The organism is Pantoea anthophila (assembly GCF_026104315.1).
Taxonomy (GTDB): domain Bacteria; phylum Pseudomonadota; class Gammaproteobacteria; order Enterobacterales; family Enterobacteriaceae; genus Pantoea; species Pantoea anthophila.
Genome location: NZ_CP110473.1, coordinates 2,130,657 through 2,149,695, shown reverse-complemented (window position 1 = coordinate 2,149,695; position 19,039 = coordinate 2,130,657). Strand labels below are relative to the sequence as shown.

At 59.0% G+C, this 19,039-nt stretch carries 15 protein-coding genes; 4 read left to right on the top strand and 11 right to left on the bottom strand.

Translation table 11 applies throughout. The features are described 5' to 3' along the window. Window positions 1–175: 175 nt before the first annotated feature. Both OJ965_RS12515 and OJ965_RS12510 read right to left on the bottom strand, forming a co-directional pair. A complete protein-coding gene (locus tag OJ965_RS12515) occupies window positions 176–1,387 on the bottom strand; it encodes a diguanylate phosphodiesterase (protein WP_009090445.1) in 1,212 nt (403 codons plus the stop codon). A 100-nt stretch (window positions 1,388–1,487) separates the two neighbouring features. After that, window positions 1,488–2,009, bottom strand: a complete 522-nt coding sequence (locus tag OJ965_RS12510; protein ID WP_009090443.1) for a GNAT family N-acetyltransferase — start codon at window positions 2,007–2,009, stop codon at window positions 1,488–1,490. 296 nt (window positions 2,010–2,305) lie between these two features. Between OJ965_RS12510 and OJ965_RS12505 the strand changes: the two genes are divergently transcribed. After that, on the top strand, window positions 2,306–2,542 hold the full coding sequence (locus OJ965_RS12505) for a hypothetical protein (protein WP_009090441.1): 237 nt from the start codon (window positions 2,306–2,308) through the stop codon (window positions 2,540–2,542). 96 nt (window positions 2,543–2,638) lie between these two features. Here OJ965_RS12505 and OJ965_RS12500 read toward each other — a convergent pair whose 3' ends face one another. From OJ965_RS12500 to OJ965_RS12490, 3 genes are read right to left on the bottom strand one after another with little or no spacing between them, the layout of a single operon-like run. Further along, window positions 2,639–3,799 (bottom strand): MFS transporter, encoded by a 1,161-nt coding sequence (locus OJ965_RS12500; RefSeq protein WP_154928126.1) that lies wholly within the window; start codon window positions 3,797–3,799, stop codon window positions 2,639–2,641. Continuing rightward, window positions 3,799–4,338: a TetR/AcrR family transcriptional regulator gene (locus tag OJ965_RS12495; protein ID WP_046101747.1), complete on the bottom strand. Its 540-nt coding sequence runs from the start codon at window positions 4,336–4,338 to the stop codon at window positions 3,799–3,801. The genes OJ965_RS12500 and OJ965_RS12495 overlap by 1 nt, the downstream gene beginning before the upstream one ends. A gap of 3 nt (window positions 4,339–4,341) precedes the next feature. Beyond that, window positions 4,342–4,500, bottom strand: coding sequence for a hypothetical protein (locus tag OJ965_RS12490; RefSeq protein ID WP_265136058.1), 159 nt, complete (start codon window positions 4,498–4,500; stop codon window positions 4,342–4,344). Between the two features lie 381 nt (window positions 4,501–4,881). Between OJ965_RS12490 and OJ965_RS12485 the strand changes: the two genes are divergently transcribed. After that, window positions 4,882–5,154 (top strand): hypothetical protein, encoded by a 273-nt coding sequence (locus OJ965_RS12485; protein ID WP_009090436.1) that lies wholly within the window; start codon window positions 4,882–4,884, stop codon window positions 5,152–5,154. 99 nt (window positions 5,155–5,253) lie between these two features. On the opposite strand, the gene budC is transcribed toward OJ965_RS12485, so the two are convergent. From budC to treZ, 4 genes are all read right to left on the bottom strand, one after another. After that, window positions 5,254–6,018, bottom strand: coding sequence for a meso-2,3-butanediol dehydrogenase (gene budC / locus OJ965_RS12480; protein WP_154928127.1), 765 nt, complete (start codon window positions 6,016–6,018; stop codon window positions 5,254–5,256). 120 nt (window positions 6,019–6,138) lie between these two features. Next, window positions 6,139–8,214 (bottom strand): glycogen debranching protein GlgX, encoded by a 2,076-nt coding sequence (gene glgX / locus OJ965_RS12475; protein WP_058956644.1) that lies wholly within the window; start codon window positions 8,212–8,214, stop codon window positions 6,139–6,141. 50 nt (window positions 8,215–8,264) lie between these two features. After that, a complete protein-coding gene (treY, locus tag OJ965_RS12470) occupies window positions 8,265–10,793 on the bottom strand; it encodes a malto-oligosyltrehalose synthase (protein ID WP_265136052.1) in 2,529 nt (842 codons plus the stop codon). Beyond that, window positions 10,790–12,574, bottom strand: a complete 1,785-nt coding sequence (treZ, locus tag OJ965_RS12465; RefSeq protein ID WP_140028487.1) for a malto-oligosyltrehalose trehalohydrolase — start codon at window positions 12,572–12,574, stop codon at window positions 10,790–10,792. Before treZ ends, treY begins: the two co-directional genes overlap by 4 nt. 413 nt (window positions 12,575–12,987) lie before the next feature. Here treZ and OJ965_RS12460 point away from each other — a divergent pair, with 413 nt between their 5' ends. Then, window positions 12,988–13,281 carry a hypothetical protein gene (locus OJ965_RS12460; RefSeq protein ID WP_009090426.1) on the top strand — a complete coding sequence of 98 codons (294 nt, stop codon included), beginning with the start codon at window positions 12,988–12,990 and terminating at the stop codon, window positions 13,279–13,281. Between the two features lie 36 nt (window positions 13,282–13,317). Here OJ965_RS12460 and OJ965_RS12455 read toward each other — a convergent pair whose 3' ends face one another. Next, a complete protein-coding gene (locus OJ965_RS12455) occupies window positions 13,318–14,574 on the bottom strand; it encodes a mechanosensitive ion channel family protein (RefSeq protein ID WP_009090423.1) in 1,257 nt (418 codons plus the stop codon). 214 nt (window positions 14,575–14,788) lie between these two features. Between OJ965_RS12455 and OJ965_RS12450 the strand changes: the two genes are divergently transcribed. Continuing rightward, complete coding sequence (locus OJ965_RS12450) at window positions 14,789–16,447, top strand: methyl-accepting chemotaxis protein (protein WP_009090421.1); 1,659 nt, start codon at window positions 14,789–14,791, stop codon at window positions 16,445–16,447. Between the two features lie 85 nt (window positions 16,448–16,532). On the opposite strand, the gene katE is transcribed toward OJ965_RS12450, so the two are convergent. Then, entirely contained in the window at window positions 16,533–18,797 is a 2,265-nt protein-coding gene (katE, locus tag OJ965_RS12445) for a catalase HPII (protein WP_140028490.1), read from the bottom strand. Window positions 18,798–19,039 lie beyond the last annotated feature (242 nt).

The window sequence follows — 19,039 nt, the reverse complement described above, 5'->3', positions numbered from 1 at the left end:
GCTGGCCTAAACACTGAACATCTGACTGCTAAATCGGTAATCACAGACTGGGCAATAACTGACTCTGCCGGGCGAAGATGACAGAAAAATGATCGCCCGGCGCTGTTTATTATTTAGCAGTCGCCAGGGGATCCGGCAAGGCAGGGAAGCGCAAAATCATCCAAATCGCAGGGGGTTAAAGCAGCTCTGGCCAGGCGACGGCCGCAATGCGGTTCAGCTCAGGTTTTGAGAAGAGGAAGCCCTGAAACTGGGTCACGCCTGCCGCTTCGAGCCACATCCACTCTTCGGGCTGTTCGATGCCCTCCGCGATCACGCCGATCTCCAGTGACGAGCAGCATTTCAGAATGGCATGAATGATCGCCTGCTTCGGTCCGCTTTTATGCACGCCTGAGATAATCGCCCGGTCAATCTTGATCTTGTCGGGCTGAATGCGGGTCAGCAGCGACAGCCCGGCGAAGCCAGCGCCAAAATCGTCCAGCGCGAGGCTGATGCCCGCCGCCTTCAGCTGGCGAAGGGCCGCTTCAAAGGCATCCGGCTGCGAGATAATTTCATTCTCGGTGAACTCCACCATGATCTGCTCCGGCACCAGCCCCTGGGCCGCGATCGCCTCCAGCAAAAACGGAACCGCATCGGGCACTTCTACCAGGGTCATCGGCAGCAGGTTGATCGACAGGGTCATCCCCTCAATCCCCAGCTGTTTTGCCTGAGCAAACGCGATTTTTTTCGACTGCAGATCGGTCTGATAGAGCTGTTCACGTGACAGTCCGGCAAAATAATCCAGTGGCGGTTCACCCTGCGGGCCGCGCAGCAGTGCCTCCAGTGAAACGATTTCACAGGCAAAGGGATCGACGATTGGCTGAAACGCGAAGCTGACCTCATCCGTCGCCATCAGTGCGGCATCGCCTTCACGCTGCTCTGACTCGTCGCGGATAAAGGTCCAGCCGCTGGCGGAAGGGATCTCAAAATAGTTCTCTTTTTCCCGCGCTTCGACAAAGGTACGCAGGAACTGCAGAGCGCGGTCGGAATAGGTCATCTGGTAGCGGGTGGTGCATTTCTCCAGCACCGCTTCCAGTACCGTCTCTTTATCGTGCAGACGGAGATCGAACAGTTCCATACCGACGTGACCAAACCGTCGCGCTGGCGCGTAGTCGCGCAACAGTTCAACCAGATTATGATGGCGCGGATCCTGGCAAATCCGGTTATAGACCGCTTTTACGGCCGCTTCCGGACCTTCCAGCAGCTGAAAAAAGTGTGTTCCATTGAACAACAGAATCCCGGTGACGCTGGATGATTTGTTGATTTTGTTCGCTTTTAATGCCAAATCATGCAGAAGCCCCAGTGACACATTTTCAGTGATGTGGCTTCTGTAGATGATTGTCGACAACATAAAGATTTCCGGGATTTTTTATTTTTTGTTAACACACCTTACCAGAAGGTTCTCCTGGGGAGAACGAGGGGGAGTGCGCCTTTCTTACTCTGGAACTATTTTAGTCGACAGGAAGCGCTGAATCACCTTTTCCCAGCGCACGCTGCATAAAAACCGTATCCAGCCAGCGGCCCTGTTTGAACCCGACCGAACGCAGGATGCCGGTCATCTCAAAGCCCGCTGCGCGATGCAGCGCAATGGAGCCCTGGTTCCCGCTGTCGCCCACGTTAGCGATCAGCTGACGAAACCCCGCCTGCTCTGCCCAGGCAATCGCATGATGTAACAGGCGTGACCCGACGCCACGCTGCTGAAATCCCGGATCGATATAGATCGAATCTTCCAGCGTGTGCCGGTACGCATGGCGCGGACGATAGGGGGCCAGATAGCAGAAACCGCGCACCTCACCGTCGCTGACGGCGATAAACCACGGCAGGCCCGCCTGCTGAATCTTGTGCATCCGCCCGGCGATTTCGGCGACGTCAGGCGGAACCGTCTCAAAGGAGCCGGTGCCATTAAGAACATGCCAGGCGTAAATCTGCTGAATCGCCGGGATATGAACATCCTCTGCTGCAAAAATTTCCATTGTCACGCTCCGGTATTATCTTTAACGGCTTTACCCGGTGAAAAAACAACGGTATAGCGGGTCGTCAGGGGACGCAATGAAAATCTTGCGGGTGCGCATTCTCTCCTGTCGGCTCGCTTACCAGGATTAATCCTGGCAAATCGGAGGGCAGAATGCCAGACAGCATGAAAGAGGCGATATCCGGGGGTATTAAGCCTTTTCTGAAAACCGCGCCAGCCGGATGATTCATTCCGGGGTTAGGGCTATTATCTCTGCGGTTTCGGTTGAGCTGATTTAATATCCGGGGGTGCGGCGTGATGCGATTTGTTGATTTTCTGAAAAGTAAGCAGGGGCTGCGCGCCGCGAGAAATCACTGCTTTGAATTAAATGGTGTGGTGCTCGGTCATTTCACTGCGCTATTTCTGCACGATAACCAGATTATTTTTACCAAAGATGGCAGGCATTGCGTCGTGCCTTATTATCTTGGTGCTGATGACGATTTAACTGAGCAGACGATTAATCCGCGCATTAATAATATCCGGGCGCTGAACTGATTAATTCCGCTCTCGCCCGCCACGCTTAATAACCTCCGCGTGCGGAGGTTATATTTATTCGCCAGAAAATGTGCGTTATCCCTCTTTTCGCTCTGTTCACGGCTGCCGCCGATCGCTTTGTGGCGCTTTCACACGGCGCGGAACAACAAACAGCAGCAGCAGGGCACTGGCAGCAAACAGCGTCAAAGCCGTAACGGCGCCCAGCGCGGCATAGAGCTGGCCAAACAGCAGCGATCCCACCACCTGACCTGCTGCCAGCATAAAGAACAGCATCCCGACGCCGGTTGCCGGATCGTCAGCGGTGGCCTGCGCGCCCCAGACCAGCAACACCCCTGACAGCGTGACATAGCCTGCGCCACAACAGGCCACCGCCACCATTAAGCCCGCAGAGTCGCCCCGGCTCAAAGCCAGCACCAGCAGCGGCACGGCCATTCCGCACAGCGCGAGCCGGTAGACCCCATTCAGTCCGATACGGGCAGCCAGCGGGCCGGTAAGCACACCGGCAATACCCGCTCCTCCGGCAATCAGCCAGAGCAAACGGGCACTCTCCGCATCCACGCCGACGTGCTGACGCAGCAGCACCGATCCAAAACTCCACCAGGCCGCACTGATCAGGCCTGAAACAAGCGCAATGCCCATCAGCCGCCGCAGTGCGCGGCAGTACAGGCGCGGCTGCCCGTGACGCCTCTGCGGCCTCTGAGCAGCGGTGTGAGAGGATATGTGACGCATCACCGGCAGCGCACAGGCCAGAGCGAGCAGGGCGAACAGCCCGCAGGCGGCGCGCCAGCCGCCCGGCAGCGTGCCGAGAATGATAACGGAGAGGATAATCCCCGCGCTGGTACCGGCATTGATCAGGGTGTTGATGCGCGGCTGGCGCGCCGCGGGCACACAGGCACTGACTGCCGCCGCCAGGGCGGGAGACGCCAGGCCGGAACTGAATCCGGCGATAAAGAGCCCGGCCGCCAGCAGCAGCGGCGAGGTGGCGAGGGCAAGCAGCAGCAGACCTGCCGTCGCACAGAGTGAGGCGAGTAGCGCCGTCAGCCGCGCACCGTAGCGCCGGGCCAGCGTCGCGGCGCTGAGAATGGTCAGACAGTAAGAGACAAAGCTGCAGGCGGAGAGCAGACCCGTCTGCTGCGGGCTTAACGGGATCGCTGCCGATATGGCGGGCAGCATCAGCCCCCATGAGAAGCGGGCCATGCCATAGGTTACCGCGATCAGGCTGAAGCCGGTCAGAGCCAGCGCAGCAGGCGACCTCATCAGGAAGCCCCTTTCTGGAGCAGCAGCTGGCTGGCGATCTGCGCCGCATGCTGCGCGGCGGCGGGGCCGGTAATCAGCGCGGTGGTAATCGCCCCTTCAAAGAGCATCCAGATGGCATCGCTCAATGATTGATCTTCGGCACCGTGCAGGCAGGTTACACAGTCGGTGATGTAGCGGCGCATGGCGGCGCGGAATGCCAGCGCCTGCTCTGCCAGCGCCTGATCCCGTCCGGCATATTCTCCCCAGGCTTTAAGGAAGAAGCAGCCGTGCGCACCGTTTGCCTCTGTCCAGCTGGCCAGCACGCTAAACAGCTGCGCGATCGCCTCCGGCTGGTGGGCCGGCAGCAGCTCAGCCATAAAGCGCTGCTCACGCGCCGCCATCACCGCAGCGGTCATCGCCTCGCGTGAGGGAAAGTGATGATAGAAGGTTCGGGTGGAGACGCCCGCTTCCCGACAGAGCTGGTCGGTACTGGTGGCGTGGAACCCGTGAGTGTAAAACAGCCGCTCGGCAGCCTGAATGATGTCATCGCGTTTTTTCATCCTTTAAAAGTAAACCGTTCGTTTTACTTTTGCAAACCGGGCACGGCTGGATGCGTCCACCGGTATTGATAAATCCGCGAAGCCAGGGGATTTAGCGTTCCGCTTAGAGGCGCGCCCTCTGTCGCTTTCACACTTTTTCAGCTTCAGTTCATTAATACTCATAATTACCCCTGCGGGGGTAAGTGATTTCAGCGCTGCGTCTGATATGACCCGGACGGCAGAAGCTTTTATTCCTGAAGGATTTCATTTTAAGCGATTGTTTTATATGTATAATTTAGATTATATGCTGTTCTGGCATGCATTAGCACGGTAAATGCTTATGACGCGCTGAAGCGGCAGGCGGGGATCGGCGGCGATAAATAGCTGAAGCGAGTGAGGCGGGTAAAAAGGGCATATTCTCAAAGTCAGTCCGCCCTCTGTAATAAAGTGGTTTTAGGGATAATTCTCAGTTAGTTTAATAAAGCTTCAGATTACAAATAAAATCTCTTACGAATTTTGGTTCGTTTTTTTAAGACACATACAGCAACTATCAGGATGACTACCATGCTCAAAGCCAGCTATTATTATCTGTGCCCGCGTCCCATGGGTGGATGGATTTTACACAAAGAAGGTTGCGTTAATCTGTCAAAGAACGATAAGCGCGTGTTTATTGGTTCGCTTTATACCCGTCAGCAGGCGCTGGCCGTGGCGAAAATACATCATGCCAATGCCATTCTCTGTAATGCCTGCCTGAGTACTTTTATTTGTCCGGGCAGCAGTACGGTAATTAAACCGGCACGCGCTGCCACGCCAACCCGTCATACGCCAAAACATTAAGCGCCGGGCTCTTTTTTCCGGGAAAGCAGATAAGGGCGGGAATAAAAGCGGGGGTAGTCTGAATTAAAAAAGGGCAGCGTTAAGACGCTGCCCTGAGGATTATGCCTGTTTAGGCTGTCCGTTTGATGCGGTCAGCCCGCCATCGACCGGCAGATTGACGCCGGTAATATAGCTCGCCTCATCGCTGGCAATAAAGACAATAGCCCTGGCGATATCATCCGCCTCACCCGCGCGACGCAGTGGAATACGATCATAAAAGCGCTCAAGCAGCGCCGGATCCTGTTTGGTATCTTCCGTCAGATCGGTAAAGGTAAAGCCCGGGCAGATCGCATTGATGCGAACGCCGTCCGCGCCGTAGTCCATCGCCAGGGCACGCGTAAAGTTGGTGATCGCCCCTTTGGCGGCATTGTAGATGCTCATGCCCCAGTCACCGCCTAAGCCGGAGACCGAGGAGATGTTAACCACGTTACCTTTGCTCTTCAGCAGGGCAGGCATGAAGTAGTGAACGCCGTGGAAAACCCCGTCCAGGTCGGTTTTCATCAGCGTTTTCCAGTCATCAAGGTCCACTTCATGGATGCGGCCCTGGACAATCACGCCAGCATTATTCACCAGCACGTCAACCCGGCCATATTTGTTCAGCACGGTTTCTGACAGTTGTTTAACCTGGGCAGCGTCTGAGACGTCGCAGGCCGCTACCAGGTGGTCACCCGGCGTCAGTCCGGCCAGCGTCTCTTCGAGTTTCTGCGCGGTGCGTCCCACCAGCACCACTGACGCGCCTTCTTCTGCAAAGCGTTTTGCGCTCGCCTCACCAATGCCGGACCCGGCACCTGTCACAACCACAACTTTCTGCGTAAATCTGGACATTATGCCTCCTTATCAGCATCAATTTTCACGTTTAACAACCGGTTAAGCCTGGCAGTGATTGCCAGAAATTCAAGCGCAGCGTCAGAGGCGCTGCGCCTGAAGCCTTACCGTTATTCCCAGTCAGGGACGTCTGAACAGTGCGAAGCTGCGTCCTTCCAGCTCAAAATCCTTCTCTTTGGTGATGACCAGACCGCGTTTCGCCACGTCGCTGGTGGTCAGCTCCAGCACCCAGCCCCCTTCACCAAACTGCGGGATACGGAAGGGCACGTTGCCCTCAAACGGGTTAAGCAGCATCAGCACATCGTGCCAGATGCCCTCTTCGGTCTGCAGGTCGGGCCGCCCGATATAGACGCCCAGCGTGGAGCCTTCATCCCACTGCTCACTCTGCTGGAACCCGCCGCCGGCGTTGAACCATTTGATATCCATGCCGTCGCGCCAGTTCTCGCGACGCAGCAGAGGCTGCTGAGCACGCAGGCTCAGGATCTGGCGGGTGAACGCACGCAGCGCTTCGGCGGATTCCGGCAGGTTATCCCAGTGAACCCAGGAGATTTCACTGTCCTGGCAGTAGCCGTTGTTGTTGCCCATCTGGCTGCGGCCAAACTCATCGCCTGCCAGCAGCATCGGCGTGCCGTGTGAGAAGATCAGGGTGGCGAGGAAGTTGCGCTTCTGGCGCTCGCGTACGGCGTTGATGCCTTCGTCGTCCGTCGGGCCTTCCGCGCCATAGTTGTACGAGCGGTTGTCATTGTGACCGTCGTTGTTATCTTCGCCATTCTCATCGTTGTGCTTGTCGTTGTAGGAGACCAGGTCGTTGAGCGTGAAGCCATCGTGCGCCGTCACGAAGTTGACGCTGGCCCACGGGCGACGGCCGTGCTGATCGTAAAGATCGCCGGATCCGAGCAGACGGGCGGCAAAATCGGTCGAAACGTTGTTGCCTTTCCAGTAGTCGCGCACCGTGTCGCGATACTGGTCGTTCCACTCTGCCCAGCCTGGCGGGAAGCTGCCGACCTGATAGCCACCCGGTCCGATATCCCAGGGTTCACCAATCAGCTTTTTCTGTGACAGGATCGGGTCCTGCATCACGGCATCGAAGAAGCCGCCGCGCGGGTCAAAGCCATCCGGTTCGCGTCCCAGAATGGTGCCGAGGTCAAAACGGAAACCGTCGATATGCATCGACTCAGACCAGTAGCGCAGCGAATCGAGCACCATCTGCAGCACGCGCGGATGCGAGGTGTTGACAGTATTGCCGGTTCCGGTGTCGTTGATGTAGTAGCGGTGCTGGTCCGGCAGGGTCCGGTAGTAGGAGAAGTTATCGATGCCTTTAAACGATAGCGTCGGCCCCAGCTCATTCCCCTCGGCGGTGTGGTTGTAAACCACGTCGAGGATCACCTCAATGCCGGCATCATGAAAGGCGCGAACCATGTCGCGGAAGCCCTGAATGCCGCGCGGGCCGAAGTAGCGGGTCGCGGGCGCAAAGAAGCCCAGCGTGTTGTAGCCCCAGAAGTTTTTCAGCCCTTTATCCAGCAGATGCTGATCGTCCGGGAACCAGTGCACCGGCAGCAGCTCGACCGAGGTAATGCCTAAGCTTTTGATGTAGTCGACGGTCGCTTTATGGCCCATGCCGTCAAAGGTGCCGCGCAGTTCGGGCGGCAGCGCCGTGTTGAGCTGGGTAAAGCCTTTGACGTGGGTTTCATAGATCACCGTTTTCGGCCATGGCACGTTCGGACGGTTCCTGTCCTGCCAGTCAAACTCGTTGGGATCGACCACCCGGCACTTCGGTGTAAACGGCGCGCTGTCGCGGCTGTCAAAAGTGAGATCTTTATCGTCGTGATAGAGATCGTAGGCGAAGTGCGCCTCGTTCCAGGCGATGTCGCCCGCCAGTTCGCGGGCGTAGGGATCGAGCAGCAGCTTGTTCGGATTAAAGCGATGACCATTCTCCGGGTCGTAGGGACCATAGACGCGATAGCCATACAGCGCACCTGGCTTCAGACCCGGCACATAGCCGTGCCAGATTTCATGGGTATATTCCGGCAGTTCCAGACGGGCGATTTCCGTTTTACCGCTGGGATCGTACAGACAGAGTTCCACCCGCTCGGCGTGGGCACTGAACAGGGCGAAGTTTACGCCCTGACCATCAAAGTTTGCCCCCAGCAAATGGCTGTAACCCGCCGTAATTTCAAAACGCTGACTGTTTGACATTGATGCCTCGTTATTCAGTGAACAGATTGACGCGTAACAGAAAAAAGGTTTCAGCGTGCCACCAGCACGGCGCACCACTGCGACGCCAGGTCGCCCAGCGCCAGCGCATCGCCTGCATCGAGCGTGTTACCGCTCAGCACATCTTCATAATGGCGCTGACGCAGCCCGTCCGGCAGGGCGAGGCTGATCTCTGCCCAGCGCGCCGCAGGCGGCTGATCCAGGTTTTCCGGCAGGGCGTCAAAGACCCGGCGCGACACAATGACAATCACCGCCTGATCCCCATGGGTGCGGGCAAAGGCCAGCACCTTGTCCGGCTGCCCACCCCCGGCTTCCAGCGCCAGATAGTCGCCGTGGCGGAACAGGTCAGGTTGCTGCTGGCGCAGCGCCAGCAGCTTCACAATCGCCTGCTGATTAACCTGGCCACGCCGCCAGTGGGCCTCACTGCCGTCGTGCTGCGGCGCACTGAGCATAGCGGCCAGCGCGTCAAAGTCGGGCTCGCGGCGGTTATCGGGGTCGACCAGGCTGAAGTCCAGCGCCTCGCTGCCCTGATAAATATCGGGCACGCCTGGCGCGGTGAGTTTCACCACGGTCTGGGTCAGACTGTTGACCAGGCCCGCGCGGATAAAGGGCTGCAGCGCCTCGCAGAAGTCATTAAGGAAGGCGTGACTGGCGGGCGAGAGCAGGTGACGGGCATAGCCCAGCACCGCCTCTTCATAGGCGTCATTGTTGTCGGCCCAGTCGGTGCGCAGCTTGGCTTCACGCAGCGCTTTTTCTACGTAAACCACAAAGCGGGCTTCCAGCGCCGCCAGACCTTCTGCGTCGTCCGGTTGCAGGGTGGTCGGCCAGACTCCGGCCAGCGCTTCATAGAGCATCCATTCGACTGCCGGCTCCGGTGCCGGGCCATCTTTCAGCCGGACGATCTGATCCTGATTGATCTCCCGCCAGCGGCTCACGCAATCCGCCCAGCGCTGCGGCGCTTCGGTCAGGGTATAGAGCCGCGCACGCGCATCTTCACCGCGTTTGGTGTCGTGCGTTGAGGTGCCCGACAGTGCATCGGGCTGATGTTCGCGCCGCGCCTGCATTTCGGCGTGGAACTGCGCCAGCGAGAAGTGACGCGCCAGCGGTTCAGCGCCGACCTCGTTCAGCGCCAGCGCCATGTGCTGACGGAAGAACAGCGTATCTTCGACAGACTTCGCCATCAGCGGGCCGGTCAGCTGCTGGAAGCGGGTGCGGAACTGCGTGGCATCCTCGCGGGCCGCAGAGGCGACCTCTGCCCGCAGAATCCGGGTCAGAAAGTCGAGCGCCGCGCTGTCTGGTGCCGTGGCGCTGGCTTTCACCTGGCCGACCACCTCCTGCAGCAGCTGCTGGTCGGCAGGGGTCAGGCCCTCCGGGGTGCCGTAGGTGCGATAGACGGGGAACGCCACCAGCAGCTCGCGCAGCGCATTTTTCAGCTCCGGCTCCGGCTGTGGCGTGCCCTCTGCGTCGGCAATCGTCAGCGCCAGCTGGAGTAACCGGTTAAATTCTCCGGCAAAATTACGGTTCGCCATCAATAGCTTGGCGGCGCGCAGCTCCGCTTTCATGTCCACGGTTTTGCCAATCACCGCCTGATAGGCTTTGCGCAGGCCACTCAGGCGATCGCTGTCGACCAGCAGGTTGGCGAGCGCCGCCATAAACTCATAGCCGGTGGTGCCGGAAACCGGCCACTCATCCGGCAACTGTTCATCCTCACCCAGGATCTTCTCCACGGTGAGGTAGCAGTCGGGACCCGCCGCCTGGCGCAGCTGCTCCAGATAGCCGCGCGGATCGGCCAGGCCATCGACGTGATCCACCCGCAAGCCCTGCACCGCGCCGCTGTGAACCAGTTCAAGAATCAGCTGGTGCGCTGCGTCAAAGACCGTTTTGTCCTCCACGCGCACGCCCACCAGACCGGTCACCTCAAAGAAACGCCGGTAGGAGAGGTCGCGCGGCGCATCGCGCCAGGACATCAGTCGCCACGGCTGCTGGTCATGCAGGGCCGCGATCTCTGCGGCATCGCGCAGGGCGAGCACCGCCTCTTCCCGATCCTGCCAGGTCCGTGGGGCCAGCGGGTAGAAATTGTCAAAGTAGGCCAGCGCCGGCTTGCCGCTCTGCGGATCGCGCTGCACGCTGATCTCGCCATTCGCCAGCACCGCCTCAAAGGTGTCACCGAGGAACGGCAGTGTCAGGCGACGTGACCAGTCGATATCAAAATAGCTGGCGTAGCGACTCTGTTCGCCATGTTCGATCACGTCGCGCCACCACGGGTTCTCAAGCGACGCGGCCATATGGTTCGGCACAATGTCGAGGATCAGGCCCAGTCCGGCGGCCTGCAGCGCGGCGACCATCCGATCAAATCCTTCGCGTCCGCCAATGGCGGGCTCGATCTCATTGACGTCGGTGACGTCATAGCCGTGGGTGGACTCCGCAGTCGCGCTGAAGATCGGCGAGGCGTAGAGATGGCTGATCCCAAGCTGTTTCAGATAGGGCACCAGCGCCGCGGCGCGGTCAAAGGTCATGCCGTTGCGGAACTGGATGCGATAGGTTGCGGTTGGAATAGTCATGCGGTTTCTCCCTTAGCCAGACGCACCACGATAGAGTCAGGCGCGAGTTCAGTTGCGGCCTGCGGCCAGGCAAACAGGGTCTTACCCGGCAGATCGGGGATCGGCTGCGTGCGGTTGCTGACGTTCAGCGCCAGGGAGAGCGTGCCCGCCGGGAAGTCCCAGCGCACCGCGAGGAAGCCCTCTGACGTCGTGATCACCTGGCCGGCGTCCCCCCCGGCGCTCTGCAGCAGCGGCACGATATGCTGCTGACGCAGGCTGAGCAGCTGACGCGTCAGTGCCAGCCACTGCTGGCCTTCCGGCGTCTCCCTCTTTTGCCAGTTAAGTTTCGACTGTTCAAAGGTGGTCACATCATTAGGGTCCGGCACGGTTTCACCGTGACCGGCATGGCCTTCAAATTCTCTGGCGCGGCCTTCGCGCACCGCTTTAGCCAGATCGCCGTGGAAATCGGTGAAGAACAGGAACGGCTGGGTTTCGCCATACTCTTCGCCCATGAACAGCAGCGGGATATGCGGCGAGACCAGCAGGGTGGCCAGCAGCACCTGAGTGCGCGCGGCGCCAGCCAGGCTGATGAGCCTTTCACCCTGCGCCCGGTTGCCCGTCTGATCGTGGTTCTGGATAAAGTCGACAAAGGCCACCGGCGGCTGGCTACTGCTTTTCACCCCACGCGGCTCACCTGACTGCTTCGACACTTCGCCCTGATAGACAAAGCCTTCTGCCAGCGCCCGCGCCACCTGCTGCGCCGGATGATCGGCAAAGTCCTGGTAGTAGGCGTGATCTTCCCCGGTCGCCAGCACATGCACGGCGTTGTGGAAGTCATCGTTCCACTCCCCCGTGAACAGCGGAGCGTCGCCTTTTTCATCACGCGGATGAAGGAAGGTGACATTGCGGCAGTCTTCGGTGGTGAGATGGATAGGGCGATCGGTAATCGTCGAGCGGATACGCTCGGCAATCTCAATCAGCACATGCTTTTCGCTGGGATCGTCAATCTGATCGATGGCGTCAAAACGCAGGCCGTCGAGATTAAACTCCTGCAGCCAGTAGAGCGGCGCCTCCACAATGTAGCGACGAACCGCATCAACGTCATAGGCGATGCCTGCGCCCCACGGCGTCTTGCGCTCCTGATGGAAGAAATCAGGCGAGAGCAGGGGCAGATAGTTGCCCTCCGGGCCGAAGTGGTTCAGCACGATATCGAGCACCACCGACAGACCGTGGCCGTGCGCTGCGTCGATAAAGGCTTTGAAATCATCGGGTGTGCCGTAGGCGGCGTGCGGTGCATAGAGCAGCACGCCGTCGTAGCCCCAGCCGCGGTTGCCGCCAAACTGCGACACCGGGAGCACCTCGATCATGGTAATGCCGGTTTCCGCCAGCACCGGAAGCTTTTCAATCGCGGCCCGGAAAGTGCCTTCGGGGGTAAAGGTGCCGATGTGCAGTTCATACACCACCGACTCCGTCCACGGACGACCGCGCCACGCCGTGTTCTGCCACTGATAAGCATCAGGATCAATCACCAGAGAGGGGCCGTTGACCTCCGCTTTCTGGGCGCGGGCGGCGGGATCGGGCACGGCTGTGCCATCGGCCAGCACAAAGTCATACTCCGCGCCGGCGGCCACACCGGCAACCTGCGTCTCAAACCAGCCGTCAGCCTGCGGGGTCATCTCTATGTCTTTACCGGAGAGGCGCAGCGTCACACGTTGCTGGCCGGTTGCCCAGAGGCGAAAACGCACCTCATCACGGGCAACCCGTTCAGCGCCCCAGCTTTTGGAAAAAGATTTGGATTCCATTCAGTTGCCTCATTTAGCCTGGAAATGCGCAATGGCGTCCATCGCGCGAAAAGGATGTTGATCATGCAAATGTCAAAAATCATAAACCTGCCAGCGAGACCAGGATGCCGGGTGGGCCGGCGCGTCTCTTCAGCCAGGAAGCTGGACTGGTATTCAGTGTGATGCGGTGGAAAAGGGCGGTGAGACCGCTTCCACGCGGCTACAGTGAATAATCATAGACTAAGATGTTGCCCTCGCCGGGCGGCGGAGGGGCTGGTGAACAAAATTTGCGTTTATGACGCTGAATCAGCGTGATCCGGGATGAGTGAAAGCGGGGGCGGCGCAGAAAAGGCTGACGGAGGGGGCGGATTCGCTATAAGCTCAGGCACGTCCGGACAGGCTCGCCCGTGACGCTGAATGTTTAAGGAGAGGATGTGAGAAAAAACGCCCTGTTAGCCGTGTTGCTGCTGCTTTCTGCCTGCTCTAACCGGGTCGGACACCGGCTGGACAATTCGCATCTGCAGCAGATTCATGCCGGTCAGACCACCAAAGCCCAGCTGATCGCCCTGTTCGGCCAGCCCGACAGTGAAACACCCTACCCGGACGGGCAGCGGCTGCTGAAATGGACCTACAGTGAGGCGCGCACCCTGAATACCACCGAGGGGCAGACGCTGACCGTGCAGATGAAAAATGACAGAGTGCTGAACTATGCGCTGAGTAAAAGCTGAACCGCGCGGCAGCAGGGGCCGCCGCGCGTGAGGGGATTACTGTTCGCTGCTCTGCTGCGCGTCCCGGCTCCCGGGGTGCGGCTGAGCCAGCCGGGCGAAATCGGACCCCGCCGGATGCTGATAGATCTGCAGTTCAAACAGACGGGCCATCGAATAGATAAACTCAAAAATTTCCGCCTGGGTGTTCTCATAGTCCACCCACAGAATGGAGGAGGTGAAGCAGTAGATCTCCACCGGTAACCCATCCGGTGACGGTTTCAGCGGCCGCACCACGATATACATCTCTTTCTGAATATCGTGACGCTGGGCGAGCCAGGCGGTCAGGAATTTACGAAACACCATCAGATTGGTAATGCCGTTCTCCATAAACCAGCGGTCGCCCACAGCGCTGATGTCGCGCCCGTCCAGCAGCCCGGTGATCGCTTCGCTGGCGATGCGGATCTGGCTCATCGACTGCAACATCTCCTGATTCACAAAGGTGATCGACTTCTGATCCAGATAAAAGCTGCGCATGATACGGCGCGCACCGGAGGAGAACATCGCCTGCCAGTTCGTGTAGGTCTCGGTCAGGAAGTTCTTGGTCGGGATGCGCGAAATGGTGTTGTCCCAGTTGCGGATGGTGATGGTGTGCAGCGCAATATCGATCACCTCACCACTGATATTGTTATCCGGCATCTCAATCCAGTCGCCCAGCTGCAGCACGTCGTTGGAGGAGAGCTGAATATTGGCCACCAGCGACAGCAGCGTATGCTGAAAGATCAGCATCAGGACGGCGGCCACCGCACCCAGCGAGGAGATGATGATCGCCGGTGACTTGTTGGACATGATCGCCAGAATCATGATCGCGGCGATTATGTGCACCAGGATTTTACCGATCTGGATGTAGCCTTTGATCGAGTGATTCTTGCGCTTCGATTTGCGCGAATAGGAGCTGTTAACGATCTCCAGCACTTCGTTGAAGAAGATCGACAGATAGATAAAGAACAGGATGCCGCAGATGGTCTGCACGGCGATCTTCAGATGCTCCGGCAGGCCGGGCATGAACTGCAGGAAATTGTAGACCACAATGACCGGCACAAAATTGGAGAGCTTCTGCGAGAGGCGCACATCTTTGTCCAGCGGCACGCCCTGCTTGTGGCTGCTGAAGAAGACTTTCCTGACCACTTTGACGATGAAGAATTTGCAGATCAGGTGAGTGACCATCCCGGCCATTATCAGCAGCAGCAGGCTGAAGCTGGCCGACAACACGCTGTTTCCCTCAATAAAACGCATCAGACTCTGTATGTAATGCATGATAACCACGTGCAAAAAATGTAAGGGGCGAATTCAACCACAGCAGAGGGGCGGATGTTAAGCGGCGAATGCGCTCAGAGGCCTTCGCAGCGCTTTTTTTGTCCGGCTGAATGTGCCTGGCATCACGCCGTGAAAAAGCTTTTCCATCAGGCACTCAGATAAACGCGGCGCTGGCCGATAACGCTACTATCTCCTCTGATATGAGCCTGCTCACATGATAAAAAATCTTAAAATAACGCACGGTATTCTGGCGGTGCTGGCCGTCTTCATCATTTTACTCACCCTGACCGGTTTCCTGTTCTACAACGGCATGGCAAAAGCCGATAAAAACTTCGTGGCCGCTGAGCAGCTGACGCTGCAGCAGCAGCACCTGAGCGATGCCGTAAAAACCCTGATCAAAACCCGCGTCACCATCAACCGCGTGGCGATCCGTTTCCTGAAGAATCAGCAGGACCCGAAATCGCTGGCGGCGATGGCGACGCTGCTGGAGCAGGCGGGGCAGTCTGCGGCGGCGGCCGACGCCGACTTCACCGCCTGGCAGGGGCTGACGCAGCAGGAGAAACAGAGCGACGCGCAGGCGACGCAGGTGAAGGCGGCCTATCAGCAGATGCGTGAAACCATGCTCGCCTCCATCACCTTTCTGAAGCAGGGCAACTACCCGGCCTACGGCAACCTGGAGGCGCAGGCCGCCCAGGATCAGCTCGACAGCGCCTATCAGGCCTGGCGTGCGCTGAACATCCAGCTGATGAAAGCGACCTCCGAGCATAATCAGCGCAGCCTGACGGATGCACTCTGGACGCTGCTGACCATCGGGCTGATTACCGTTGTGGTGGCCGCAGCGGTCTGGGTCGGGCTGCAAAAACTGCTGGTTGGCCCGCTCGGCAGGCTGACCGGTTACATGCGTGCCATCTCGGGCGGTGATTTAACCTCCGCGATTCAGCAGGAAGGGCGCAATGAGATGGGGCTGCTGGTTCAGGAGCTGCAGCAGATGCGCGATGCGCTGGTGGTGACCATCACCTCGGTTGATGACGCTACCCGTTCAATCTTCACCGGTGCGGCGGAGATCTCCGCAGGCAGCAGCGATCTCTCCTCCCGCACCGAACAGCAGGCCGCCGCGCTGGAGCAGACCGCGGCCAGCATGGAGCAGCTCACCTCGACGGTGAAACTCAACGCCGACAACGCCCGCCAGGCGACCACGGTGTCAAAAGAGGCGTCAACCACTGCGGTGCAGGGCGGCGAGACGGTGGCCCGGGTCATCGCCAACATGGATCAGATCAGCGAAAGTTCCGGCCAGATCGCCGGGATTATCGCTATTATCGACAGCATCGCGTTTCAGACCAACATTCTGGCGCTGAATGCGGCCGTTGAGGCGGCGCGCGCCGGGGAGCAGGGCCGGGGATTTGCGGTGGTGGCGGGTGAAGTGCGATCGCTGGCTGGCCGCAGCGCCACGGCCGCGCAGGAGATCCGCGGCCTGATTGACCGCTCTGCTGAGCGGATCAGAACCGGTGCCGGTTACGCCGCGCAGGCGGGCAGCGCGATGGAGAGCATCGTGACATCGGTAAGCCGGGTCACGCAGCTGATCGAAGAGATCGCCGCCTCCTCGACCGAACAGACCCGTGGCATTGAGCAGGTCTGCATCGCCGTTTCAGAGATGGATGGCGTTACGCAGCAGAACGCCGCGCTGGTGGAGGAGTCTGCCAGTGCCGCCGCCTCGCTGGAGGAGCAGGCAAGTTACCTGCGTAAAACGGTCGCGGTTTTCAAAACCGGCACGCTGCACGCCGCGTTTTCAGCCGCACCGGTCGCGAAGGCGATCGCCGCGCCACAGCGTCAGCCTGTCGCCGTGGCAGACAACGACAACTGGCAGAGCTTCTGACGGGAACGCCTTTTACGTCAGGGTTCCGCTTTCTCCGCCATAAAAAAAACCGCCCGGGGGGCGGTTTTTTTATTCACTTAACGCATCAGGCCGGAACAGACTGCGCCTTCTGGCTGCGGGACCAGACGCGGTGCGCTTTCATCGCCTGCGTAAATTCAGAGGTCAGGGCGCTTTCCGCCGAGTCACCCTGCACGATGCCTTCTTCCTGATCGCCATCACCCAGACCGAACTGCGCTTTGAAGCGGCGCGCGTCGCCCACCAGGCCAATGACCTTGAGGTGCTTGTACGCTTCCAGCAGGAAGTAGCGGGCATCACCACTTAACAGCAGCGCATCGATGTTGCCATCCGGTACGATCACCGCATCAAAGGTCAGCGAAGGCAGACCGGCGAAGGTGGCGTCGATCGGCAGTACGGAACCATCGTCGGCACGCACCTGGCCCATGTGCGGCGCCAGAAGTTTGGCGTGCACACCTTCCGCTTTCAGCGCCTGCAGGATCGCCAGCACACCGTCCGCTTTCACGCCGTCGCTCAGCAGCAGTGCAACCTGACGGCCTTTGATCTCGCCATCCGGCACGGCATAGAGGCTCAGGCTGTCATCTTTGGTCAGGCCGTTGACCGGTGCCGGCGGCTGGATATTGCGCTGCTCGTCGGTCAGGGCGATGCCCAGATTATCGGCCACACCCTGCGCCAGTTTGGTATCGATGCGCGCCAGATGATCCACCACGCGCTCACGAATATAGGCACGTCCTACTTTGCTCAGCTCAAACGAATAGGCACCGATGATGTGCTGCTGCTCAACCTCGGTCTGGCTCTGCCAGAACAGGCGCGGCTGGGCATAGTATTCGCCGAAGGAGGGGCTGCGCTCGCGCACCTTGTGGCCTTCGATCCGCTCCTGATAGCTCTCGAAGCCGCCGCCTTTCGCCGCCGGTGGGGTTTCACGCGGCCAGTTGTCGTTGATCGAGTTCGGCTCGTAGTTAGCCGGGTTGGTGTCGATGTCCTGACGATGCATCCCCTGACGCTGGAAGTTATGGTAAGGGCAGGTCGGACGGTTAATCGGGATCTCGTGGAAGTTCGGGCCGCCCAGACGACTGATCTGCGTGTCGGTATAGGAGAACAGGCGACCCTGCAGCAGCGGATCGTTGGAGAAATCGAGCCCCGGCACGATATGACCCGGATGGAATGCCACCTGCTCGGTTTCGGCAAAGAAGTTGTCCGGGTTACGGTTCAGCACCATTTTGCCGACAATTTCAACCGGCACCAGCGCTTCCGGGATCAGTTTGGTGGCATCGAGAATGTCGAAGTCAAATTTGAACTCATCCTCTTCCGGGATCAGTTGCAGGCCCAGTTCATATTCCGGGAAATCGCCCGCTTCAATGGCTTCCCACAGATCGCGGCGGTGGAAGTCCGGATCGCGGCCGGTCAGTTTCTGCGACTCATCCCACAGCAGTGAGGCTTTACCGGCCACCGGCTTCCAGTGGAAGCGGACAAAGGTCGCTTTGCCTTCGGCGTTAATCAGGCGAAAGGTGTGAATCCCGAAGCCTTCCATGGTGCGATAGCTGCGCGGAATGCCGCGATCGGACATCGCCCAGATGACGTTGTGCATGGTTTCCGGCTGCAGGGAGACATAATCCCAGAAGGTGTCATGGGCGCTCTGGCCCTGCGGGATTTCATTGTGCGGCTCCGGCTTAACGGCGTGCACAAAGTCAGGGAATTTATGCGCATCCTGAATAAAGAACACCGGGGTGTTGTTACCGACCAGGTCAAACACGCCCTCTTCGGTATAGAACTTGGCGGCGAAACCGCGGATATCACGCACGGTATCGGCAGAGCCAGCACCACCCTGTACGGTGGAGAAACGCACGAAAACCGGGGTGGTCTGATTCGGATCGCTGAGGAACTGAGCTTTGGTCAGATCTTTCAGTGAGCGGTAAGGCTGAAAGTAGCCGTGTGCCGCTGAGCCGCGTGCATGCACGATACGCTCAGGAATACGCTCATGGTCAAAGTGCGTGATCTTCTCACGCATGATGAAGTCTTCCAGCAGGGTCGGACCGCGTGTACCGGCTCGCAGGGAGTTCTGGTCATTGGCGATGCGGGTGCCCTGATTGGTGGTCAGCGGCTGGTTCGTGCCGTTTTTACGGCTGGCTTCAAGCTGGTCGAGTTTGGCGTTGTGGGTCTGTGGCGCTTTAAGGCTGCCTGGGGCGGTAGGCTGCTTGCCTGGCGGAGTGGGTTCAGCGGGTGGCTGATGCGAACCATCTTTCGGCGCCAGCGAACCCAGACCCGGCTCTGACGACTCTGGTCCGGTGGTGGGCGCACGGTGGCTCAGGGGTTTCTTCTCAGTTTCTTTCGACATTAATCCATGCTCCGGCTGTTGTTTTATTTTCGACGACACTAAATATAGAACAACCTGAACAATGCTGAGGGTAAACGGGGCATTTAATCCGGATGGCTGCCTCTTTTTCGTCCGGCTGAAAACGTACGCTAATCTGCGGGTACGCCTTGTCGCTTCGCTTATTGACCCCCTGTGCCGTCTGGCTTATCGGCGGGTCAGTGCCCGCCCGCCAGGCTATACGCTCTGTTTTTCCTCCGCCGGCC

What these genes read in the sequence shown, in the direction of transcription:
- OJ965_RS12490 (WP_265136058.1), bottom strand. Translation starts at nt 4,500, where the DNA reads ATGAGTATTAATGAACTGAAGCTGAAAAAGTGTGAAAGCGACAGAGGG.
- treZ (WP_140028487.1), bottom strand. Translation starts at nt 12,574, where the DNA reads ATGGAATCCAAATCTTTTTCCAAAAGCTGGGGCGCTGAACGGGTTGCC.
- katE (WP_140028490.1), bottom strand. Translation starts at nt 18,797, where the DNA reads ATGTCGAAAGAAACTGAGAAGAAACCCCTGAGCCACCGTGCGCCCACC.
- OJ965_RS12495 (WP_046101747.1), bottom strand. Translation starts at nt 4,338, where the DNA reads ATGAAAAAACGCGATGACATCATTCAGGCTGCCGAGCGGCTGTTTTAC.
- OJ965_RS12485 (WP_009090436.1), top strand. Translation starts at nt 4,882, where the DNA reads ATGCTCAAAGCCAGCTATTATTATCTGTGCCCGCGTCCCATGGGTGGA.
- budC (WP_154928127.1), bottom strand. Translation starts at nt 6,018, where the DNA reads ATGTCCAGATTTACGCAGAAAGTTGTGGTTGTGACAGGTGCCGGGTCC.
- OJ965_RS12450 (WP_009090421.1), top strand. Translation starts at nt 14,789, where the DNA reads ATGATAAAAAATCTTAAAATAACGCACGGTATTCTGGCGGTGCTGGCC.
- OJ965_RS12515 (WP_009090445.1), bottom strand. Translation starts at nt 1,387, where the DNA reads ATGTTGTCGACAATCATCTACAGAAGCCACATCACTGAAAATGTGTCA.
- OJ965_RS12505 (WP_009090441.1), top strand. Translation starts at nt 2,306, where the DNA reads ATGCGATTTGTTGATTTTCTGAAAAGTAAGCAGGGGCTGCGCGCCGCG.
- OJ965_RS12455 (WP_009090423.1), bottom strand. Translation starts at nt 14,574, where the DNA reads ATGCATTACATACAGAGTCTGATGCGTTTTATTGAGGGAAACAGCGTG.
- treY (WP_265136052.1), bottom strand. Translation starts at nt 10,793, where the DNA reads ATGACTATTCCAACCGCAACCTATCGCATCCAGTTCCGCAACGGCATG.
- OJ965_RS12510 (WP_009090443.1), bottom strand. Translation starts at nt 2,009, where the DNA reads ATGGAAATTTTTGCAGCAGAGGATGTTCATATCCCGGCGATTCAGCAG.
- glgX (WP_058956644.1), bottom strand. Translation starts at nt 8,214, where the DNA reads ATGTCAAACAGTCAGCGTTTTGAAATTACGGCGGGTTACAGCCATTTG.
- OJ965_RS12500 (WP_154928126.1), bottom strand. Translation starts at nt 3,799, where the DNA reads ATGAGGTCGCCTGCTGCGCTGGCTCTGACCGGCTTCAGCCTGATCGCG.